Source organism: Robertmurraya mangrovi, from assembly GCF_034427655.1.
GTDB classification, from domain to species: domain Bacteria; phylum Bacillota; class Bacilli; order Bacillales; family Cytobacillaceae; genus Robertmurraya_A; species Robertmurraya_A mangrovi.
This window is the reverse complement of the sequence record NZ_JAXOFX010000007.1, coordinates 14,652-34,120: the sequence shown is the minus strand read 5'-3', so window position 1 is coordinate 34,120 and position 19,469 is coordinate 14,652. Positions and strand designations below refer to the sequence as shown.

Below are 19,469 nucleotides of genomic sequence, written 5' to 3'. Positions count from 1 at the left end.
CCCTTCCTTTTTTGAATTTCAAGAAATTAGTGCATTAAATTGTTGTAATAAAAAATTCTATCATATAATAAAAATAGACAAGCTAGTTGCTTGTATGCTTGTAATTATTAGGAGGGTGAGAATGCGTTATATTCTTTTATTACTAATCATCATTCCAGCAGCAGAAATTGGATTACTCATGCTTTCCGGTGATATTTTAGGGATTTGGACAACCATTGCACTCATTATCCTAACAGGTATTCTAGGTGCCTATTTAGCAAAGAAAGAAGGCCTAGAAACGATACGCAAGGTTCAGAGACAATTGAACTATGGCCAGATGCCTGGTGACGCTATACTGGACGGAATATGTGTCTTAATCGGCGGAACACTATTATTAACACCGGGATTTATTACAGATACAGTTGGTTTCCTCTTGCTAGCCCCTCCAACTAGAAATCTCTTTAAACCGTTTATAATGAAATCTTTTAGGAAATGGATTCAAAATAAAAATGTGACGATCATTAGATAAAGTCAAACAGCCAACATTGAGTTGGCTGTTTTTTTACGCTTCTTTTCCTTTTATAAACGCCCAAACATCTCTAAAGACATTAGCACGGTGTAAGGTTGTAATGATGACTAAAGTAACTGGGCCAACAATTAATCCTAAAAATCCTATCAGCTTAAATCCGACGAATAGGGCAACTAAGGTTGCTAGTGGATCGAGTCCGATATTGGAGGAAAGTACTTTAGGTTCCATGATTTGACGTTGAACAATTACAACAATGTACAAAACGCCTAAACCAATCGCTAAACTCATTTCACCAAAAATAGCTTCATAGATAATCCAAGGTACAAATATTAAACCTGTTCCTAAATACGGAATGACATCTACAATCCCGGTGATAAGAGCGATAGTGATAGCATAGTCTACTCGTAAAATCAGTAGTCCGATTAAAATAATGATCGTTGTAATAGATACTAATGTTAACTGAGCTTTTATAAAACCGAATAATGCCTTCTTTAAATCTGCTAAAACCGACTTGCTACTATTTCTAGCTTTATTAGGAAGAATTTTTTCCGCTAGTGCTGTTAAGCGTGGCCAATCTTTACTAATAAAGAAGGTAGCCAGGAAAACAAAAATGAATACCGTAGCAGCATTAGGAAACCATGATAAGATATTTGGAATATTTTCAAAAAAAGTTTGAACGAATGTTCCAACGGTTGTTCCGAATGTTTTACCAAAGTTCTCGATATTGGATAGAATGGTTTCTTGTTGGCCCGTATCTAGGTTATTGAAAAGGCTAGTTAACTGATTATAGAAAGGAATAATTTGTGCTGCAACAAATTGTTCTATGTAATCAATTAAAGTCACAAGATGAGTTGGAACAGAATGAGCCAAATAGTCTGCACCAGATACTAATTCAGCAATAAGTAAAGTAATTAAACCTACTAGAATGGAAAAAATAAGGATTAATCCAATTAAAACAGCGAGTGCTCTAGGTAGTTTTGCCCTCGTTTCTAATACATTTACTAATGGATTCATTAAAAACGCTAAGGCAAATCCAATTAAAAACGGATAGGTTACTTTTGAAACATAGAAAAAAGAAATTAAGGATCCAACAACGATGGCAATGACAAGTAAGAATCTTAAGGTTCGATGAAAGTAAACTGAATTCAGAATAAGAGCCCCCTTTAACTAAAATTAAGCAGATTCTAGGTGACTTATTTTTAAATTTTTGTGGTAAAAGTTATAAGCTTTACTGAAGATTTTAAACATATAAAGAAGAATGAAATGAGAGTATCATAAAAGTATTACGTAATATTAATAATAAAAGATTCAAGTAAATTATAAAAATAAAAACACACAAAATAGTAGAGAAGTTTTTCGACTTCTTTTTTAAGGATTACGGAGGGACAATGCAGTTTTAGATAAGAGCCCATTTGCATGATAAAATATTTGTTTGTAACTTTATTCAATTATGAATGTAGAGAAGTTATGAACTTTTATCTGAAAAAATCACAAGAAATTATATCTGTATAACATTAATATTGCATTTTAAAAGTATTTTAAAGTGTTACTAGGGAAGGATGAGTTTGTTGTTCTCTGAACCTTTTATTTTTTTAGCCTTGTTACTCGCCATCGGCTTAGTAGCTAAAAACAATTCGTTAATCATAGCTGTTGCCGTATTGTTAGTCTTGAAGGTTGTTGGTTTTGATACTAAAACATTTTCTGTAATTCAATCTAAGGGGATTAATTGGGGCGTTACGATAATAACGATTGCAGTGTTAGCTCCAATTGCTACAGGGGATATAGGTTTTAAAGACTTAACGGGTGCGTTTAAATCACCATATGCATGGATTGCTCTCGTTTCAGGAATGGTCGTAGCTTTGTTAGCGAAGGGTGGAGTAATCCTCTTGGCAGAAGATCCACATATCACAACGGCACTCGTTCTCGGGACCATTTTATCTGTATCTATATTTAATGGTGTAGCTGTAGGCCCTTTAATTGGTGCTGGGATTGCTTATATGGCTATGAAGATATTTGATTTATTTAAGTAATTGTAGGAAAGTGCTTAAATTTTATCTCCTAGAAAAAATGCGGTATAATTACTATAGGATTTATTATTATTAAATAGGCATCATCTTAATTTTTGGTCATGTCTACACATAAGTTCATTATTTTATAGAGAGGCTTATGTTTTTCTAATAAAATAATAAATTTTTCACATTTTGAGCTCTTTTCATTCACAAAAGTCAGATAATTGTTTATAATAGGACTTGTAAGCGCATCCTTTTTTATGATGCGATAGAATTCCATGAAACTATATGATTATTCATAAGGATAATGTATATAGTATTTCTTTAACGGTTTAATTTGAGCATCCGCTCAGGTGAAAAATCTGTGCTCCGGCTACATACAGTCGGCTTATCGGTCTATTGGCCGCATAGATTCAGGAATATGATTCTGAATTAGTTGAATACTTCATTCAACATTTAGTTTAACAAAGGGCATGGGGAAATTAATATTGTGAGGAGAGGGTCCATATGACAGTAACACGTGGTCTAGAAGGGGTAGTAGCTACAACTTCCTCTATCAGTTCTATCATTGATGACACACTAACTTATGTAGGTTATAACATTGATGATCTAGCTGAAAATGCTAGTTTTGAAGAAGTAATTTATCTTCTATGGCATAGAAAGTTACCTACTAAGTCTGAACTTGAAGTTCTAAACAAACAATTAGCTGAGAATGCTGAGTTGCCTAAAGAAGTTCTCGATCATTTTAAAATGTATCCAATCAATAGTGTTCATCCAATGGCAGCACTTCGCACGGCAGTATCTTTACTAGGTTTATATGATCAAGATGCTGATGTGATGGAGCAAGAGTCAAACTATCTTAAAGCTATTCGCCTTCAAGCTAAGATGCCAACAATTGTAACTGCATTTGCTCGCATTAGAAAAGGTCTTGAGCCAGTAGCTCCAAGAACTGATTTAAGCTTTGCTGCAAACTTCTTATATATGTTATCAGGTAACGAGCCAGATGCAATCGCGGTTGATGCTTTCAATAAAGCATTAGTATTACACGCAGATCATGAACTAAATGCATCTACTTTTACAGCACGTGTTTGCGTTGCAACTCTTTCAGATGTTTACTCTGGAGTAACAGCAGCAATCGGAGCTCTTAAAGGTCCTCTACATGGTGGAGCAAACGAAGCAGTTATGAAAATGCTTTCAGAAATCGGTTCACCAGATAATGTAGAATCTTATGTTCGTGAAAAATTAGCTAATAAAGAAAAAATCATGGGCTTCGGTCACCGTGTATACAGACAAGGTGATCCACGTGCAAAACACTTACGCGTGATGTCTGAGAAGTTAACAAAATTAACTGGTGAGCCTCAATGGTACGAAATGTCAACTAAAATTGAAGCAATCGTAACAGGTGAAAAGAACTTACCGCCAAATGTTGATTTCTACTCTGCATCTATGTATCATAGCTTAGGAATTGACCATGATTTATTCACACCAATCTTTGCTGTTAGCCGTGTATCAGGTTGGTTAGCTCATATTTTAGAGCAGTATGATAACAACCGCCTAATCCGTCCGCGTGCAGATTACACTGGACCTGGAATGCAAGTTTACGTGCCAGTTGACCAAAGAAGCTAATAATTTTTAATGATTCAACGCAAACTAATATGGTTTTTAATACTCTTTTCAAAAAAAGAGTCTAAAAATATAAAACAGCATTTTACTTTTTCGTGAAAAATTGCTGTAATAGAAATGCAAGAAAAAAGGTTAGAAGCTTAAGCTTTCTAACCTTTGATTCTGAATAATATACCTAGCTGATTCTTATCAAGGTACAGCTAAGCATTTCGAAATTGGAGGGAGAACTTTTTATGCAAGGTGAAAAAATTACAGTTCAAAATGGTGTATTAAACGTACCAAACAACCCTATCGTTCCATTTATTGAAGGAGACGGTACAGGTCCTGATATTTGGGCTGCTGCTTCAAGAGTATTAGATGCAGCTGTAGAAAAAGCTTACAAAGGTGAGCGTAAATTAGTTTGGAAAGAAGTTTTAGCAGGAGAAAAAGCATTTAACCAAACAGGTGAATGGCTTCCTAACGAAACTTTAGAAGTAATTAACGAGTACCTTATCGCGATTAAAGGTCCTTTAACAACTCCTATCGGTGGAGGAATTCGTTCATTAAACGTTGCTCTTCGTCAAGAGTTAGATTTATTTGTATGTTTACGTCCAGTTCGCTGGTTCGAAGGTGTACCTTCACCTGTTAAGCGTCCTCAAGATACTGATATGGTTATTTTCCGTGAAAATACTGAAGATATCTATGCTGGTATCGAGTATGCTAAAGGATCAGATGAAGTGAAAAAGTTAATCTCTTTCCTTCAAAACGAAATGGGAGCTAACAAAATCCGTTTCCCTGAAACTTCTGGTATTGGTATTAAACCAGTTTCTGAAGAAGGTACTACTCGTCTAGTTCGCGCTGCTATTGAGTATGCGATCAACGAAGGACGTAAATCTTTAACTCTAGTACATAAAGGAAACATCATGAAGTTCACTGAAGGTGCTTTCAAAAACTGGGGTTACGAGCTTGCTGAAAGAGAATACGGGGATAAAGTATTCACTTGGGCACAATACGATCGTATTAAAGAAGAGCAAGGCACAGATGCTGCTAATAAAGCTCAAGCTGATGCTGAAGCTGCTGGCAAAATCATCGTTAAAGATGCAATTGCTGACATCTTCTTACAACAAATCTTAACTCGTCCTAGCGAGTTTGATGTTGTTGCTACGATGAACTTAAATGGAGACTATATCTCTGATGCACTAGCTGCTCAAGTTGGTGGAATCGGTATTGCTCCAGGAGCTAACATCAACTATGAAACAGGACATGCAATTTTCGAAGCTACTCATGGTACTGCACCGAAGTATGCTGGTTTAGATAAAGTTAACCCTTCATCTGTAATCCTTTCAGGTGTTCTAATGCTTGAACACTTAGGTTGGAATGAAGCAGCTAACTTAATCGTTAAATCAATGGAAAAATCAATTGCTTCTAAAGTTGTAACTTATGACTTTGCTCGTCTAATGGACGGTGCTACAGAAGTTAAATGTTCTGAATTCGGTGATACACTTATCAAGAACATGGACTAATTAGCATATATTTAAGTGGCTGACTCTAGTTGGAGTCAGCCACTTTGCTTTAGGTTTACTTTACAAGTTGTAAGTAGCAAATCTTGTATGATATGATTTTATAGGTGGATATTTCCATAAATGACATTTCAGAACGGTCTAATTATACTGTTAATTAGAAACCGTATTCAGAAATTGTCTTATAAAGATGATTAGAATCCAAGGGAGGAAATGTATCATGTCAATGAAACGTAAAAAGATTTCCGTAATTGGTGGCGGCTTTACAGGGGCAACAACTGCATTTTTATTAGCTCAAAAAGAGTTAGGTGATGTTGTATTAGTTGATATTCCACAAATGGAAAACCCGACAAAAGGAAAGGCGTTAGATATGTTAGAAGCAAGCCCAGTACAAGGGTTTGATGCGAACATAACAGGTACTTCCAGCTACGAAGATACCAAGGATTCTGATATTGTAGTAATCACGGCAGGCATTGCTCGTAAACCGGGTATGAGTCGTGATGATTTAGTACAAACAAACCAAAAGATTATGAAGAGTGTTGCGCAAGAAATTGTAAAATACTCTCCAAATAGCTATATAATCGTATTAACTAATCCAGTTGACGCAATGACTTACACAGTATTTAAAGAGTCTGGCTTCCCTAAAAACCGTGTTATTGGTCAATCAGGAGTTCTTGATACAGCTCGTTTCCGTACATTTGTGGCCCAAGAGTTAAACCTTTCAGTTAAAGATATCACAGGTTTCGTACTAGGCGGACATGGTGATGATATGGTCCCTCTTGTACGTTACTCTTATGCTGGTGGAATTCCACTTGAAACGTTAATCCCACAAGATCGCCTAGATGCAATCGTAGAGCGTACACGTAAAGGTGGCGGTGAAATTGTTAACCTTTTAGGTAACGGTAGTGCCTATTACGCACCTGCAGCTTCACTAGTTGAAATGTGTGAAGCGATTCTTAAGGATCAGCGTCGCGTCCTTCCATCTATCGCTTACCTTGAAGGCGAATATGGTTATGATGGAATTTACTTAGGAGTTCCTACTATTCTAGGTGCGAATGGTATTGAAAAGGTAATTGAGTTAGAATTAACTTCTGAAGAAAAAGCGGCATTAGATAAATCGGCTGATGCTGTACGAAGCGTAATGAAAGTATTAGCATAAATTTAGCTTGGAAACGGGGGCAACCCCGTTTTTTGTGTGATTGATTAGATTGGATTGAAGAAGAAGCTAGTACTTTTACAGATATAGTAGAAATGCTATAATAAAATAAATAGACTGAAAAATACGAATAGTATTATAGTCAGTTTTAAGGGTAAAAATCGGTTTTTGGATTTTTACTATTTACAACAATCATAAAGAAAAAAGCCTTTTAAAAACTAATCTTGTAACCGTTTACATAACTTGGAGGTGCCGTTATATGCTACTTGGGAAAAAACGAAAGTTAGGCAGAAAAATTGAAGAGATGACAGTAGGAGAAAAACTGGCTATTACTGAAAAGGTAGAAGATAAAGATCTACTTCTATATCTGGGCCTAACAAATGATGCTAACCCATTATATATTCAACACGATTATGCTTCACAAACGCCATATAAAAAGCCGATTGTTCCCAGCATTATGCTTACTGGAATGATCTCATCTGCGATTTCTAAATATATGCCTGGTCCAGGAAGTCACATCTTAAAACAAGATATTAGCTTTCTTAAACCAGTCTATCATTATGCGACAGTACAATTCTTATTTGAAGTAGTTGAAGTAGATAGAAATAACCACACTATTCAACTGAATGTGACTGGTTCCAATGAACAAGAAGAAGTAGTGATCCAAGGCTCGTTAGTCGTATGTCCACCACGACAACTAGAAGGGATGGTTGGCAGCGCGCTGGAGAATTTTTAGAAAAAATGATTCATATGGGCTTAAAATGAGGTGTATCTAGTTAAGATACACCTTTTTTCTGTTTACTGAAGCTTTTATTATTAGCTATTTTCTCCTCAGACTCACGTAATAGAGCACATATCATCGAATTGGGACCATATATCATCGATTTTAGGTATTATATCATCGAAAATTAAAATATATCATCGATTTTCAGCTGAATATCGTTTATTTTACAATAATCGACAAAAAACAGGGCGGATAAATAGTTATGTTTCTTTCTACTCCATATAAATTTCCTGTAATATTATTGTAAAAAGCAGATTTATATTATAATAAAAATATGGTACTTGGGGATTAAGGGGAATATATACAAAACGGAGGCTGTTATGGATAAAAAAGTGCTTGTCGTAGATGATGAACAATCCATTTTAACACTGCTACAGTACAATTTAGAACAGGCAGGTTTTCAAGTCATTACTGCAATGGACGGAGAAGAAGGGAAGAATTTAGCATTATCAGAACGATTAGATTTAATTGTACTAGACTTAATGCTACCTAAACTTGATGGTATTGAAGTGTGTAAGCAGCTTCGTCAGCATAAGGTATCTACTCCTATCTTAATGTTAACGGCTAAGGATGATGAATTCGATAAAGTATTAGGACTTGAACTAGGTGCGGATGATTATATGACGAAACCTTTTAGTCCTAGAGAAGTGATTGCAAGGGTTAAAGCTATATTAAGAAGAACACAATTCCAACCAGAAGTAGTGGAAAAAGCAGAAGAGGACAACGATCATCTTGTTGTCAGAGGATTAAAAATTTACCCAGAGCAATACGAGGCTTATTTTAATGGAGAACTATTAGATTTAACACCAAAGGAATTTGAACTACTACTATATTTAGCCAAGAATAAGGGGCGCGTTCTTACTAGGGACCAACTGTTAAGTGCGGTTTGGAATTATGATTTTGCAGGGGATACTCGAATTGTAGATGTTCATATAAGCCATTTGCGTGAAAAGGTTGAACAAAATACAAAAAAACCAATCTACATAAAAACCATTCGCGGTTTAGGATATAAATTGGAGGAGCCTAAAGGAGAATGATTAAATTCAGAACAAGACTCCTTTTTGCTTTAATCACCTTAATATTTGCTGTTCTAATTGGATTAGGCCTACTACTTGGCCAACTGTTTAAAAGCTATTATTTAAATTCATTTGATGCACGGCTAAAAAAAGAGAGTAGTCTAATCTCCACTTATATAGAAGACAGTGGTGGGGTTAATACACTCCAGCCTAAAAAAATGAAACTTTTTAGTGAGATGCTAGATTCTCGTATAACAATTATTAATAATGATGGTGAACTTATTTACGACAGTGGGCAACCAGAGGAAACTACTGGTCGGCATCTATCGATCATTGAAGAACTATATAGAGAAAAGATAGTGGACAAGAATAAGGTTCATGAGGTTGCTGGTGGCTTTAATCTACACTATTACTGGGATCAAATTAGTAAGAACGGTGAAGCAGAAGCATATGTTTTCCTTAGTACTAAGTTAAACGAAATTAAGAAAGCATATCATCAAATATGGTGGATTTTAATTGTTAGCTTAGGATTATCATTGATTATAATTATTTTACTTGGTACTAGAATTACGAATCGTTATACTAAGCCAATTGAGTCAGCTACTAATGTAGCAATTGAACTAGCAAAAGGAAATTATCGGGCTAGAACTTATGAAGATCATATTGACGAGACAGGAATGCTGAGTTCATCTATAAATATATTGGCGAGAAATCTTCAAGAAATGGTCAAATCACAGGAGATTCAGCAAGATCGGTTGGAAACGCTCATTGAGAATATGGGAAGTGGACTGATTTTAATTGATAGTAGGGGTTTTATCAATTTGATTAACCGTTCCTATAAAGAGGTTTTTAATGTCGGCTCAAAAGAATATTTGAATAAATTATATTACGATGTAATTAAGCATAAAGAAATTTCTGAGATGGTTGAAGAAATTTTTATGACGGAACAAAAGCTTAGAAAGCAAGTAGTTATTCCTATTGGAATTGAAAGACGCTATTTTGAGGTGTATGGTGTACCGATTATTGGGACAAATGATGTTTGGAAGGGAATTCTACTCGTTTTTCATGAAATTACGGAGATTAAGAAGCTTGAACAAATGAGAAAAGACTTTGTTGCCAACGTTTCACATGAGTTAAAGACACCTGTTACATCAATTAAAGGTTTTTCAGAAACACTTCTTGATGGGGCGATGGAGGACCAGGGAACGCTAGAAGCCTTTTTAAATATCATATTAAAAGAAAGCGACCGCTTACAATCTCTTATCCAGGATTTATTAGATTTATCTAAAATTGAACAGCAAGGATTTAACCTTTCTCTACAAGAATTTGACCTTGTTGAAGCCTTAAATGAGGTAATAGCAATTTTACAAGGAAAAGCTTCTGAAAAGGGTATTAATCTTAAGTTACATGCAAGTGTGGATAAAATGATACTTGAAGGTGACTTATACAGGATAAAACAAATTTTTATCAATTTAATTAACAATGCTATTTCCTATACGCCGAATGATGGGGAAGTGAGTATTACTTTATTTGAAAAGCAATCTAAAGTATACACACAGGTAAAAGATACGGGGATAGGAATTGAAAAAGAAGAGATTTCCCGTATTTTTGAGCGCTTCTATCGAGTGGATAAAGCTAGAAGTCGAAATTCTGGTGGAACTGGTTTAGGTTTAGCCATTGTCAAACATTTAGTTGAAGCGCATAAAGGGAATATTACTGTTGATAGTGAAGTGGGTAAAGGTACGACATTTACGATTGAAATGTACAAGAAATATCCTAAAAAGGCCTAATAGGTGAAGGGAAAAATGGAATAAATGGAATTTTACATTACATTTACAATTCATTTATTCTTCCTTAATATTTTGTTGATAAGATTATTAACGAAGACCCCTTCATCCAAGGAACCTGAAAAAGGTGAGAGCAGACCCCGCTCTCACCTTTTTCCTTTCTGATAATAAATCAAGTTAAAATGTTTTTGAAACCTTTAGCCTAATGTTTCGTATAAGTGTTATAAACATTTTAAGGAGGGAAACCGGTTGGTCAGCTTAAAAAGAATATATACAATTGTTGGTCTTGTACTTCTTATTATTATTTTAAGTATTGTTGCTTTTACAACGTGGTACACAGTTGATGAATCAGAACAAGCGGTTATTTTAACATTTGGTAAGGCTGAAGAAACGATAAATGAACCAGGACTTCATTTTAAACTACCTTGGCCTATTCAAGGAGTAGAAAAGCTTTCAAAAGAGACATTCAGTCTACAATTTGGATTCGAAGAAAAAGATGGCGAGTTAAAAGAATTTCATGCAGACACAAAAATGATTACAGGTGATGAGAATATTGTTTTAGCAGACCTTGTTGTTCAATGGAAAATTACTGAACCTGCTAAATATTTATATAATGCAGACAATCCAAAGGAAATTTTATATAGTACAACTTCAGCTTCTTTAAGAAGTATTATTGGAAGCACAAAAATTGATGACGCATTAACGAGTGGTAAGGCTGAGATTGAGGCAGAGGTAAGAGACTTACTTTCCTCACTTATTGATAAGTACGATATAGGTATATCTATACTTGCTGTAAAATTACAAGATGTTGAACTTCCAAACAAAGAAGTTCGTAAAGCGTTCACAGATGTAACGGATGCAAGGGAAACGATGAATACAAAAATTAATGAAGCGAATAAATACCGAAACAAGCGCACGAATGAAGCAGAAGGGGAAAAGAAAGCGTTAATTTCCAAAGCTCAAGGAGATAAAGCAGCGAGAATTGAGATCGCTCGTGGTGACGTTGCCGTATTTAATAAGCTTTATAATGAATACAAAAACAATCCTGATATCACTAGACAACGTCTTGTTTTAGAAACGTTAGAACGTGTTTTACCTGGCTCAGAAATTTACATTATGAATGATGATGGTAATACGATGAAATATTTCCCAATCCGTCCACTTGAAAAGGAAAAGCCTAAGACACAAGGGGAAGGAAGTGACAATAATGAGTAATGGAAACGGAAATGTAGTTGATATTAATGAAAGAGCACCACAATTTAACTGGCGTAGTTATACGAAAATAGGACTTTTCTTTATTATCCTATTAATCATTATTGGAATTATTTTCTCAAACCTCTTTATTGTAAAAGAGGGTGAATATAAAGTTGTTAGGCAGTTTGGAGAGGTTGTTCGTATTGAAAGTACTCCTGGACTTAGTTATAAGATTCCTTTCATCCAAAGTGTATCTACTCTTCCAAAGTATCAAATGACTTATGATGTATCAGAAGCAGAGATTAATACAAAAGATAAGAAACGTATGTTAATTGATAACTATGCAGTTTGGCGAATTGAAGATCCAAAGAAAATGATTACAAATGCTAGAACATTAGTAAATGCTGAAACACGTATGGAGGAATTTATTTACTCAGTTGTTCGTTCAGAGCTTGGTCAGCTAGACTATGACGAAATTATTAATGATGAAAAGTCTTCAAGAGGTTCCTTAAATGATCGTGTGACAGTAAAAGTTAACGAGTTATTAACGAAAGATAATTACGGGATCGTAGTAACAGATGTTCGTATGAAACGTACAGATTTACCAACTGAAAATGAACAATCTGTATTTACGAGAATGATATCTGAGCGTGAATCCAAGGCACAGGAGTATTTGTCAAAAGGAGACGCTGATAAGAATACAATCATTGCTGAAACAGACCGTGAAGTAAACGAAATGTTAGCAAAAGCTCAAGCGGACGCTGAAGTAATCAGAGCTGAAGGGGAAGCAGAAGCAGCAAAAATCTATAACAAAGCATTCTCGAAGGATCCTGAGTTCTACTCCATGTTCCGAACATTAGAATCTTATAAGAAAACAATAAATGAAGAAACGGTCATTGTTCTTCCATCAGACTCACCATATGCAAGGCTTTTAATGGGATATACGAACTAATCGTAGAGACTCTATTCTAACTTTTTCCAATAACAACCATAATTACTAAAACCCAATAACAACCATAATTACTAAAACCCAATAATAAAGACCGTTATTTTCCTTTCTTAATATTCTCATGATAGAATATAAGGGGTATAACGGTTTTTTTAATTTATTTTAATCGATTGTTGAAAACTAAATATGGTTTAAATGACTCTTTAAGGGGGAATATTTTTGCAGAAAAAATTGGTTCTTATAGATGGAAATAGTATTGCGTATAGAGCGTTTTTTGCTTTGCCGCTTTTGAATAATGACAAAGGTATACATACTAATGCGGTTTATGGATTTACGATGATGTTAATGAGGATCCTTGAGGACGAAAAACCAACACATATCATGGTAGCTTTTGATGCTGGAAAAACAACGTTCCGTCATAAAACATTTACAGAATATAAGGGTGGTAGACAAAAGACTCCACCTGAGCTGTCAGAGCAATTCCCTTATGTTCGTGAACTTTTAAAAGCTTATGGAATCGCTCAATATGAATTGGAAAATTATGAAGCCGATGATATTATTGGTACCCTTTCTTTACAGGCAGAGAAGGACGGATATGAAGTTAAAGTTATTTCAGGAGATAAAGACTTAACACAGTTAAGTTCTGATAAAACAACGGTTAGCATCACTAGAAAAGGTATTACCGAAATTGAAGAATATACTCCAGAACACATAAAAGAGAAATACGGACTAACACCAGATCAAATTATTGATATGAAGGGGTTAATGGGAGATAGTTCAGACAATATACCAGGAGTACCAGGTGTAGGAGAGAAGACCGCTATTAAGCTGTTAAAAGAGTTTGAAACATTAGAGAAGTTACTTGAATCGACTGATAAAGTGAGCGGGAAAAAGTTAAAGGAAAAGCTGGAAGAATTTAAAGATCAAGCAATTATGAGTAAAGAACTAGCTACTATCACAAGAGAAGCACCTGTAGCTGTAGAACTTGATCAATTAGAGTATGAAAGCTATGAACCAGAAAAGCTTATAGGATTATTCAAAGAATTAGGCTTTAATTCTCTTTTAGATAAAATTGGTGGAAATGAAGTAGTAGAAGAAAATGAAACATTAGAAGAAATTGAATTTAAAATGATTTCTGAAATAACAGCTGATCTTTTTACAGATGAAAATGCACTTTATGTAGAAATCTTAGAGGATAATTATCACTATGCTCCCATTGTGGGACTAGCAGTCGTGAATGAAAATGAAAAGTTCTTTATTCCAACAGAACTAGCCATCAAATCGGACGTGTTCAAACAATGGGCGGAAGATGAGTCAAAAAAGAAAATTGTTTATGACACGAAACGAACAGAAGTATCTTTAAGACATCATGATATTCATTTAAAGGGGATTGAGTTTGACTTACTTTTAGCATCGTATATTATTAACCCTTCTGAATCCATTGATGATTTTTCATCTGTAGCTAAACGCCACGGATTTATGAGTGTACAATCGGATGAAGCATTTTACGGAAAAGGTGCAAAAAGAAAGGTTCCAGGAGAAGAAACCTTGTCAGAGCATCTTGCTAGAAAGGCATTAGCTTTGTTTGAACTTCAAGAGAAGCTAGTAAGTGAGCTTAAAGAAAACCAACAATATGAACTATTCCATGAGTTAGAAATGCCTTTATCCTTAATTTTAGCCGATATGGAATCAACGGGTATAAAAATGGACTTAGAACGCTTACGTTCCATGGGTGAAGATATTAGTGAAAAACTAAAGGCTATTGAAGGTCGCATTTATGAATTAGCGGGAGAAAAGTTTAATATTAATTCTCCAAAACAACTTGGAGTCATTCTTTTTGAAAAGCTACAACTCCCTGCTATTAAAAAGACAAAAACGGGTTATTCTACTTCAGCAGATGTATTAGAAAAGCTTGAAGAAGACCACGAAATTATTCGAGAAATTCTTCATTTTAGACAACTAGGAAAATTACAATCAACCTATATTGAAGGGTTATTGAAAGTAGTTAATCCTAAAAATGATAAAGTTCATACCCGTTACAACCAGGCATTGACTCAAACCGGAAGATTAAGCTCAACCGACCCTAACTTACAAAACATCCCAATTCGTTTAGAGGAAGGGAGAAAAATACGTCAAGCTTTCATTCCTTCAGAGGAAGACTGGGTCATTTTTGCAGCTGACTACTCACAAATCGAGTTAAGAGTCCTTGCTCATATTGCTGGAGACGAAAAGCTTATAAGTGCTTTTAAAGAAGACTTAGATATTCATACGAAAACAGCTATGGAAGTATTTAATGTTCAAGCGGATGAAGTGACTTCTAATATGCGTCGTCATGCAAAAGCAGTTAACTTTGGAATTGTATATGGAATCAGTGACTATGGTTTATCTCAAAGTTTAAATATAAATAGAAAAGAAGCAGGTAAATTTATTGAGAAATATCTAGACAGCTACCCTGGTGTAAAAGATTATATGGAAGATATTGTTCACGATGCGAAGCAAAAAGGTTACGTATCAACCCTACTTCAGAGAAGGAGATATCTACCTGAGATTACGAGTAGAAACTTTAACTTAAGAAGCTTTGCTGAACGTACAGCCATGAATACCCCAATCCAAGGTAGTGCGGCAGACATCATTAAAAAGGCTATGATAGACATGGCCCATCGCCTAGAAAAAGAAGGACTAAAAACAAGATTACTCCTTCAAGTACACGATGAGCTGATTTTCGAAGCTCCAAAAGAAGAAATCGAAAAGCTAAAAGAAATTGTCCCAGATGTAATGGAACACGCAGTCGAACTAAAAGTTCCACTTAAAGTGGACTTCTCTTATGGACCAACGTGGTTTGATGCGAAATAGTATAGAATATGGGTTGTTGAAACTTTGCGTGATATATCTGTCATAATTACCTATCTGAGTTGATTGGAGCGGAAGGCACTTGACTCCTGCAAGAATAGAGGGGATGGGAGACCCCACAGGCGACACGCCGAGGAGGCTCCCGTCACTCCTTGCGGAAAGCAAGTGCCTGAAGCGGAAATCAACGGGCATCATTATAGATCAAAAGTTTTTCGGAGGTATGGACGTGCCTGAACTACCAGAAGTGGAAACCGTCAGAAGAACATTAGAAGCATTAGTATTAGACAAAAAAATTAAATCAGTTTCTGTCTTCTGGCCGAAAATGGTGAAAAAACCAGAAGAGGTTGAGCAATTTAAAGACGGCCTTGTTGGCCAAAGTATCCAAGAAATAGGAAGACGAGGGAAATTCCTCATCATCTACACAGAAAAGTTTGCTTTAGTATCTCATTTAAGAATGGAAGGTAAATATGGGCTTTTTCAGAGCGATGAAACAGTCGATCTCCATACCCATGTTATCTTTCATTTTGAAGATGGAACAGAGCTCCGCTACAAAGATGTAAGAAAATTTGGTACGATGCACTTGTTTGAAAAGGGTCAAGAATTTACTGTTTTACCTTTGTCTCAATTAGGCCCTGAGCCATTTACAGAAGAATTCTCTATAAGTCAGCTTTCTGAGCAATTAGAAAAAACCAATCGATCGATCAAAACAGCTTTACTTGACCAAAAGCTTGTTGTTGGCCTAGGGAATATATATGTAGATGAAGCATTATTTCGTTCTGGCATCCACCCTGAACGAAAAGCTAATTCTTTAAATAAGAAGGAAATCAAGAAATTACACGAAGAAATTGTTAAAACCTTATCAGAAGCAGTCGAAAAGGGTGGTAGTACGATTCGTTCTTATGTCAACTCTCAAGGGCAAATTGGGATGTTCCAATTAGAGCTATACGTGTATGGCCGAAAGGGAGAGCCTTGTAAAGTTTGTGCAAGTCCATTAGAAAAAATTGTCGTGGGTGGAAGAGGGACCGTCTTTTGCCCGAAGTGTCAAAAGGTTAAATAAAGAAAATCTCAGGGAATTCCTGAGATTTTTTTCTACCAACAAATGATTAACATCGGATAGGCATTTTCCATATACTATCTTAGCTTTTTGATAGGAAGGAGCTCTATCCAATGGTTTATACAGTCTCACTTCTACTACTTGCTTTAGCTGTTAGTCTTGACAGTTTTAGTGTAGGGTTCACTTACGGTCTGAGGAAAATGAGAATTCCTTTTAAATCAATCTTGGTTATTGCCTGCTGTTCAGCAGTAACATTAATGATAGCAATGGGTATAGGGCATATCATTGAAAAATTTATTTCTCCAGATTTGGCAGAAAGTGTCGGGGGAATTGTTTTAGTGTTAATTGGAGGATGGGTGTTATTTCAGTTTTTTCGCCCGGAAAAATTGAAAGATGACGCACTTCCACATGAGAAAACAATTGTGAACTTTGAAATCAAATCTCTCGGACTAGTAGTGAATATTTTGAAAAAGCCCATGTCTGCTGATTTTGATAAATCAGGAACTATAACAGGAATTGAAGCATTTATGCTAGGGTTTGCTTTATCCTTAGATGCCTTTGGTGCAGGTATTGGTGCTGCTATGCTTGGTTTTTCCCCTTTATCATTAGCTGTGACAGTGGCATTTATGAGTTCTTTATTTGTGTTTCTAGGCATGAGAATGGGAGTAAAGTTATCTAAAATTAGCTGGATGCAAAATTTTTCTTTTATTCCAGGTGTTTTACTCATTATTTTAGGGATATGGAAAATATAAGATGGTTATGTGAACTATAAACATTTTTTGCGAATAGAACCGAAAATAAATTAAAATAAATATAGTATACAAATCTAAGTATGTTTCATTTTCTAACATTCTGGGTGTTGGTAAGACATTTATACATCAGTGAGGAAATGCTCACTGATGATTTTCACTTTAAGGAGATTATAAAATGAGTTTAATTATTGGTCTAACGGGTGGAATTGCTAGTGGAAAAAGTACAATTTCAAACATGCTTAAAGAAAAAGGAATCCCTGTTATAGATGCGGATGTAGAAGCAAGACTTGCTGTTGAGATTGGTGAACCAGCTTATGAGGAAATTGTTTCTTATTTTGGTAGGGAAATTTTAAATGAGGATCATACGATTGATCGTGCAAAATTAGGTGCTATTATTTTTAATAACGAAGAAAAACGCTTAAAGCTAAACAGTATTGTTCATCCTGCTGTCAGGAAACATATGACTGAGAAGAAAGAAAGGGAAATTGAGAAAGGTTCAAACATAATCGTATTGGATATACCACTTTTGTTTGAAAGTAAATTAACTTATATGGTGGACAAGGTTTTGCTCGTATATGTTAGTGAAGAAGTACAGTTACAACGATTGATGAACCGTAATCAATTGACCGAGGATGAGGCAACTGCTCGTGTTCTTTCACAAATGCCTCTAAAGGATAAACTCCAACTTGCTGATGCGGTTATAGACAATAACGGAACGATACAGCAAAGTGAGGACCAACTTAACCATATTCTTTCTAAATGGAATAACTAAGTTGAATGTGCACATATGATGAAGATAATTGCTGTCTAACTATGAGTCAAAATTTACGAAGTGAGCAGCAATTCATATTCTAACATTTCTGAATTGTTAATTATTAAAAAATCCGCATTTTAGTCATCACAAATCAGTCCTATTATGTTATACTAATTGTAAATACGAGCAACAAAAGTATAACATTTATGCGGAGGGAGCCGTAAAATGAAGGCTAAAATTGCGATTAATGGGTTTGGAAGAATTGGAAGAATGGTATTTAGAAAGGCTATTCTTGAAGATCAATTAGAAGTAGTTGCTATAAATGCTAGCTATCCATCAGAAACGTTAGCACATTTAATAAAGTATGACACAAATCACGGGAAATTCGTAGGGGAAGTTATTGCTGAGGATGATGCTCTAATCGTTAATGGTAAAAGAGTTCAGTTATTAAGTAACCGTAACCCTCAAGAACTACCATGGAAAGAATTAGAGATTGATATTGTTATAGAAGCAACAGGAAAATTTAATTCAAAAGATAAAGCTAGTCTACATCTAGAAGCTGGTGCGAAGAAGGTTATTTTAACAGCACCTGGTAAAAATGAAGATGTAACGATCGTTATGGGAGTAAATGAAAGCGCATTAAATATTGATGAGCATAGTATTATTTCAAATGCTTCATGTACTACAAACTGTTTAGCACCTGTAGTTAAGGTACTTGATGAGCAATTCGGTATAATTAACGGCTTAATGACTACCGTTCATGCTTATACAAATGATCAAAAGAATATTGACAATCCACATAAAGATTTACGTCGTGCTCGTGCATGTGCACAATCAATTATCCCAACAACAACTGGTGCTGCAAAAGCTTTATCTTTAGTCTTACCAGAAACAAAAGGGAAATTACATGGAATGGCTTTACGTGTTCCAACTTCAAACGTTTCTCTTGTAGACTTAGTTGTTGACTTAAAGCGTGAAGTAACGATTGATGAAGTAAACCATGCATTTGAAACAGCAGCGGAAGGATCTCTAAACGGTGTCCTTGATATTACAGATGAGCCATTAGTATCTGTAGACTTCAACACAAATCCACATTCGGCTATCATTGATGGTCTATCTACTATGGTAATCGGAGCTAATAAAGTTAAAGTATTAGCTTGGTATGATAACGAGTGGGGCTACTCTTGCCGAGTGGTAGACCTTACTAAATACGTTGCACAAGAATTAAAAAAATCATCTTCTGTTGAAGTACGATAAATACATGTTTAGTAAACAAGCTTACCGGTAAATATCGGTAAGCTTGTTTGCGTTCTTCAGGTCTTTTTAAGAAAAAATCAAATATTATTTTGAAAAACACTATCTGCTTAATCCTCTTTATAGCTCAACTATTCTACTAATTTATAATAAAAATAACAAAAAAGTGCTTGCCATTTTAATAAATTTTTAAATAAAAATGTACAAATGATGGTTGCAAAAAAAATATAAAGGAAGTATACTATTCCTCGTGAACTTCTCGAAATTTGGTAAGCATGGC

The 19,469-nt window shown here is 35.2% G+C and carries 16 protein-coding genes; 15 read left to right on the top strand and 1 reads right to left on the bottom strand.

Going from position 1 to position 19,469, the window contains the following annotated elements:
* The first annotated feature begins 121 nt into the window (after window positions 1-121).
* Window positions 122-508 (top strand): FxsA family protein, encoded by a 387-nt coding sequence (locus tag SM124_RS12065; RefSeq protein WP_322446790.1) that lies wholly within the window; start codon window positions 122-124, stop codon window positions 506-508.
* 33 nt (window positions 509-541) lie between these two features.
* On the opposite strand, the gene ytvI is transcribed toward SM124_RS12065, so the two are convergent.
* On the bottom strand, window positions 542-1,657 hold the full coding sequence (ytvI, locus tag SM124_RS12060; protein WP_322446931.1) for a sporulation integral membrane protein YtvI: 1,116 nt from the start codon (window positions 1,655-1,657) through the stop codon (window positions 542-544).
* A 419-nt stretch (window positions 1,658-2,076) separates the two neighbouring features.
* On the opposite strand from ytvI, the gene SM124_RS12055 reads away from it, so the two are divergent.
* From SM124_RS12055 to SM124_RS11990, 14 genes are all read left to right on the top strand, one after another.
* Window positions 2,077-2,538: a DUF441 domain-containing protein gene (locus SM124_RS12055; RefSeq protein WP_322446789.1), complete on the top strand. Its 462-nt coding sequence runs from the start codon at window positions 2,077-2,079 to the stop codon at window positions 2,536-2,538.
* 486 nt (window positions 2,539-3,024) lie between these two features.
* Entirely contained in the window at window positions 3,025-4,143 is a 1,119-nt protein-coding gene (gene citZ / locus SM124_RS12050) for a citrate synthase (protein WP_322446788.1), read from the top strand.
* Window positions 4,144-4,373: 230 nt separating this feature from the next.
* Complete coding sequence (gene icd, locus SM124_RS12045) at window positions 4,374-5,642, top strand: NADP-dependent isocitrate dehydrogenase (RefSeq protein ID WP_322446787.1); 1,269 nt, start codon at window positions 4,374-4,376, stop codon at window positions 5,640-5,642.
* Between the two features lie 217 nt (window positions 5,643-5,859).
* The gene (mdh, locus tag SM124_RS12040; RefSeq protein WP_322446786.1) at window positions 5,860-6,798 is read left to right on the top strand and encodes a malate dehydrogenase; all 939 of its coding nucleotides are present in this window, start codon (window positions 5,860-5,862) and stop codon (window positions 6,796-6,798) included.
* A gap of 256 nt (window positions 6,799-7,054) precedes the next feature.
* Window positions 7,055-7,531: a MaoC/PaaZ C-terminal domain-containing protein gene (locus SM124_RS12035; protein ID WP_322446785.1), complete on the top strand. Its 477-nt coding sequence runs from the start codon at window positions 7,055-7,057 to the stop codon at window positions 7,529-7,531.
* 368 nt (window positions 7,532-7,899) lie between these two features.
* On the top strand, window positions 7,900-8,616 hold the full coding sequence (locus SM124_RS12030; RefSeq protein ID WP_322446784.1) for a response regulator: 717 nt from the start codon (window positions 7,900-7,902) through the stop codon (window positions 8,614-8,616).
* On the top strand, window positions 8,613-10,385 hold the full coding sequence (pnpS, locus tag SM124_RS12025; RefSeq protein WP_322446783.1) for a two-component system histidine kinase PnpS: 1,773 nt from the start codon (window positions 8,613-8,615) through the stop codon (window positions 10,383-10,385). Before SM124_RS12030 ends, pnpS begins: the two co-directional genes overlap by 4 nt.
* A gap of 246 nt (window positions 10,386-10,631) precedes the next feature.
* On the top strand, window positions 10,632-11,597 hold the full coding sequence (gene hflK, locus SM124_RS12020) for an FtsH protease activity modulator HflK (protein WP_322446782.1): 966 nt from the start codon (window positions 10,632-10,634) through the stop codon (window positions 11,595-11,597).
* Window positions 11,590-12,528 carry a protease modulator HflC gene (gene hflC, locus SM124_RS12015; RefSeq protein ID WP_322446781.1) on the top strand — a complete coding sequence of 313 codons (939 nt, stop codon included), beginning with the start codon at window positions 11,590-11,592 and terminating at the stop codon, window positions 12,526-12,528. Before hflK ends, hflC begins: the two co-directional genes overlap by 8 nt.
* Before the next feature lie 216 nt (window positions 12,529-12,744).
* Window positions 12,745-15,378 (top strand): DNA polymerase I, encoded by a 2,634-nt coding sequence (polA, locus tag SM124_RS12010; RefSeq protein ID WP_322446780.1) that lies wholly within the window; start codon window positions 12,745-12,747, stop codon window positions 15,376-15,378.
* Between the two features lie 223 nt (window positions 15,379-15,601).
* Window positions 15,602-16,432: a DNA-formamidopyrimidine glycosylase gene (gene mutM, locus SM124_RS12005; RefSeq protein ID WP_322446779.1), complete on the top strand. Its 831-nt coding sequence runs from the start codon at window positions 15,602-15,604 to the stop codon at window positions 16,430-16,432.
* Window positions 16,433-16,542: 110 nt separating this feature from the next.
* Window positions 16,543-17,181 (top strand): sporulation membrane protein YtaF, encoded by a 639-nt coding sequence (gene ytaF / locus SM124_RS12000; RefSeq protein WP_322446778.1) that lies wholly within the window; start codon window positions 16,543-16,545, stop codon window positions 17,179-17,181.
* Window positions 17,182-17,356: 175 nt separating this feature from the next.
* Complete coding sequence (gene coaE, locus SM124_RS11995) at window positions 17,357-17,953, top strand: dephospho-CoA kinase (protein ID WP_322446777.1); 597 nt, start codon at window positions 17,357-17,359, stop codon at window positions 17,951-17,953.
* A gap of 207 nt (window positions 17,954-18,160) precedes the next feature.
* The gene (locus SM124_RS11990) at window positions 18,161-19,192 is read left to right on the top strand and encodes a glyceraldehyde-3-phosphate dehydrogenase (RefSeq protein ID WP_322446776.1); all 1,032 of its coding nucleotides are present in this window, start codon (window positions 18,161-18,163) and stop codon (window positions 19,190-19,192) included.
* Window positions 19,193-19,469: the final 277 nt, after the last annotated feature.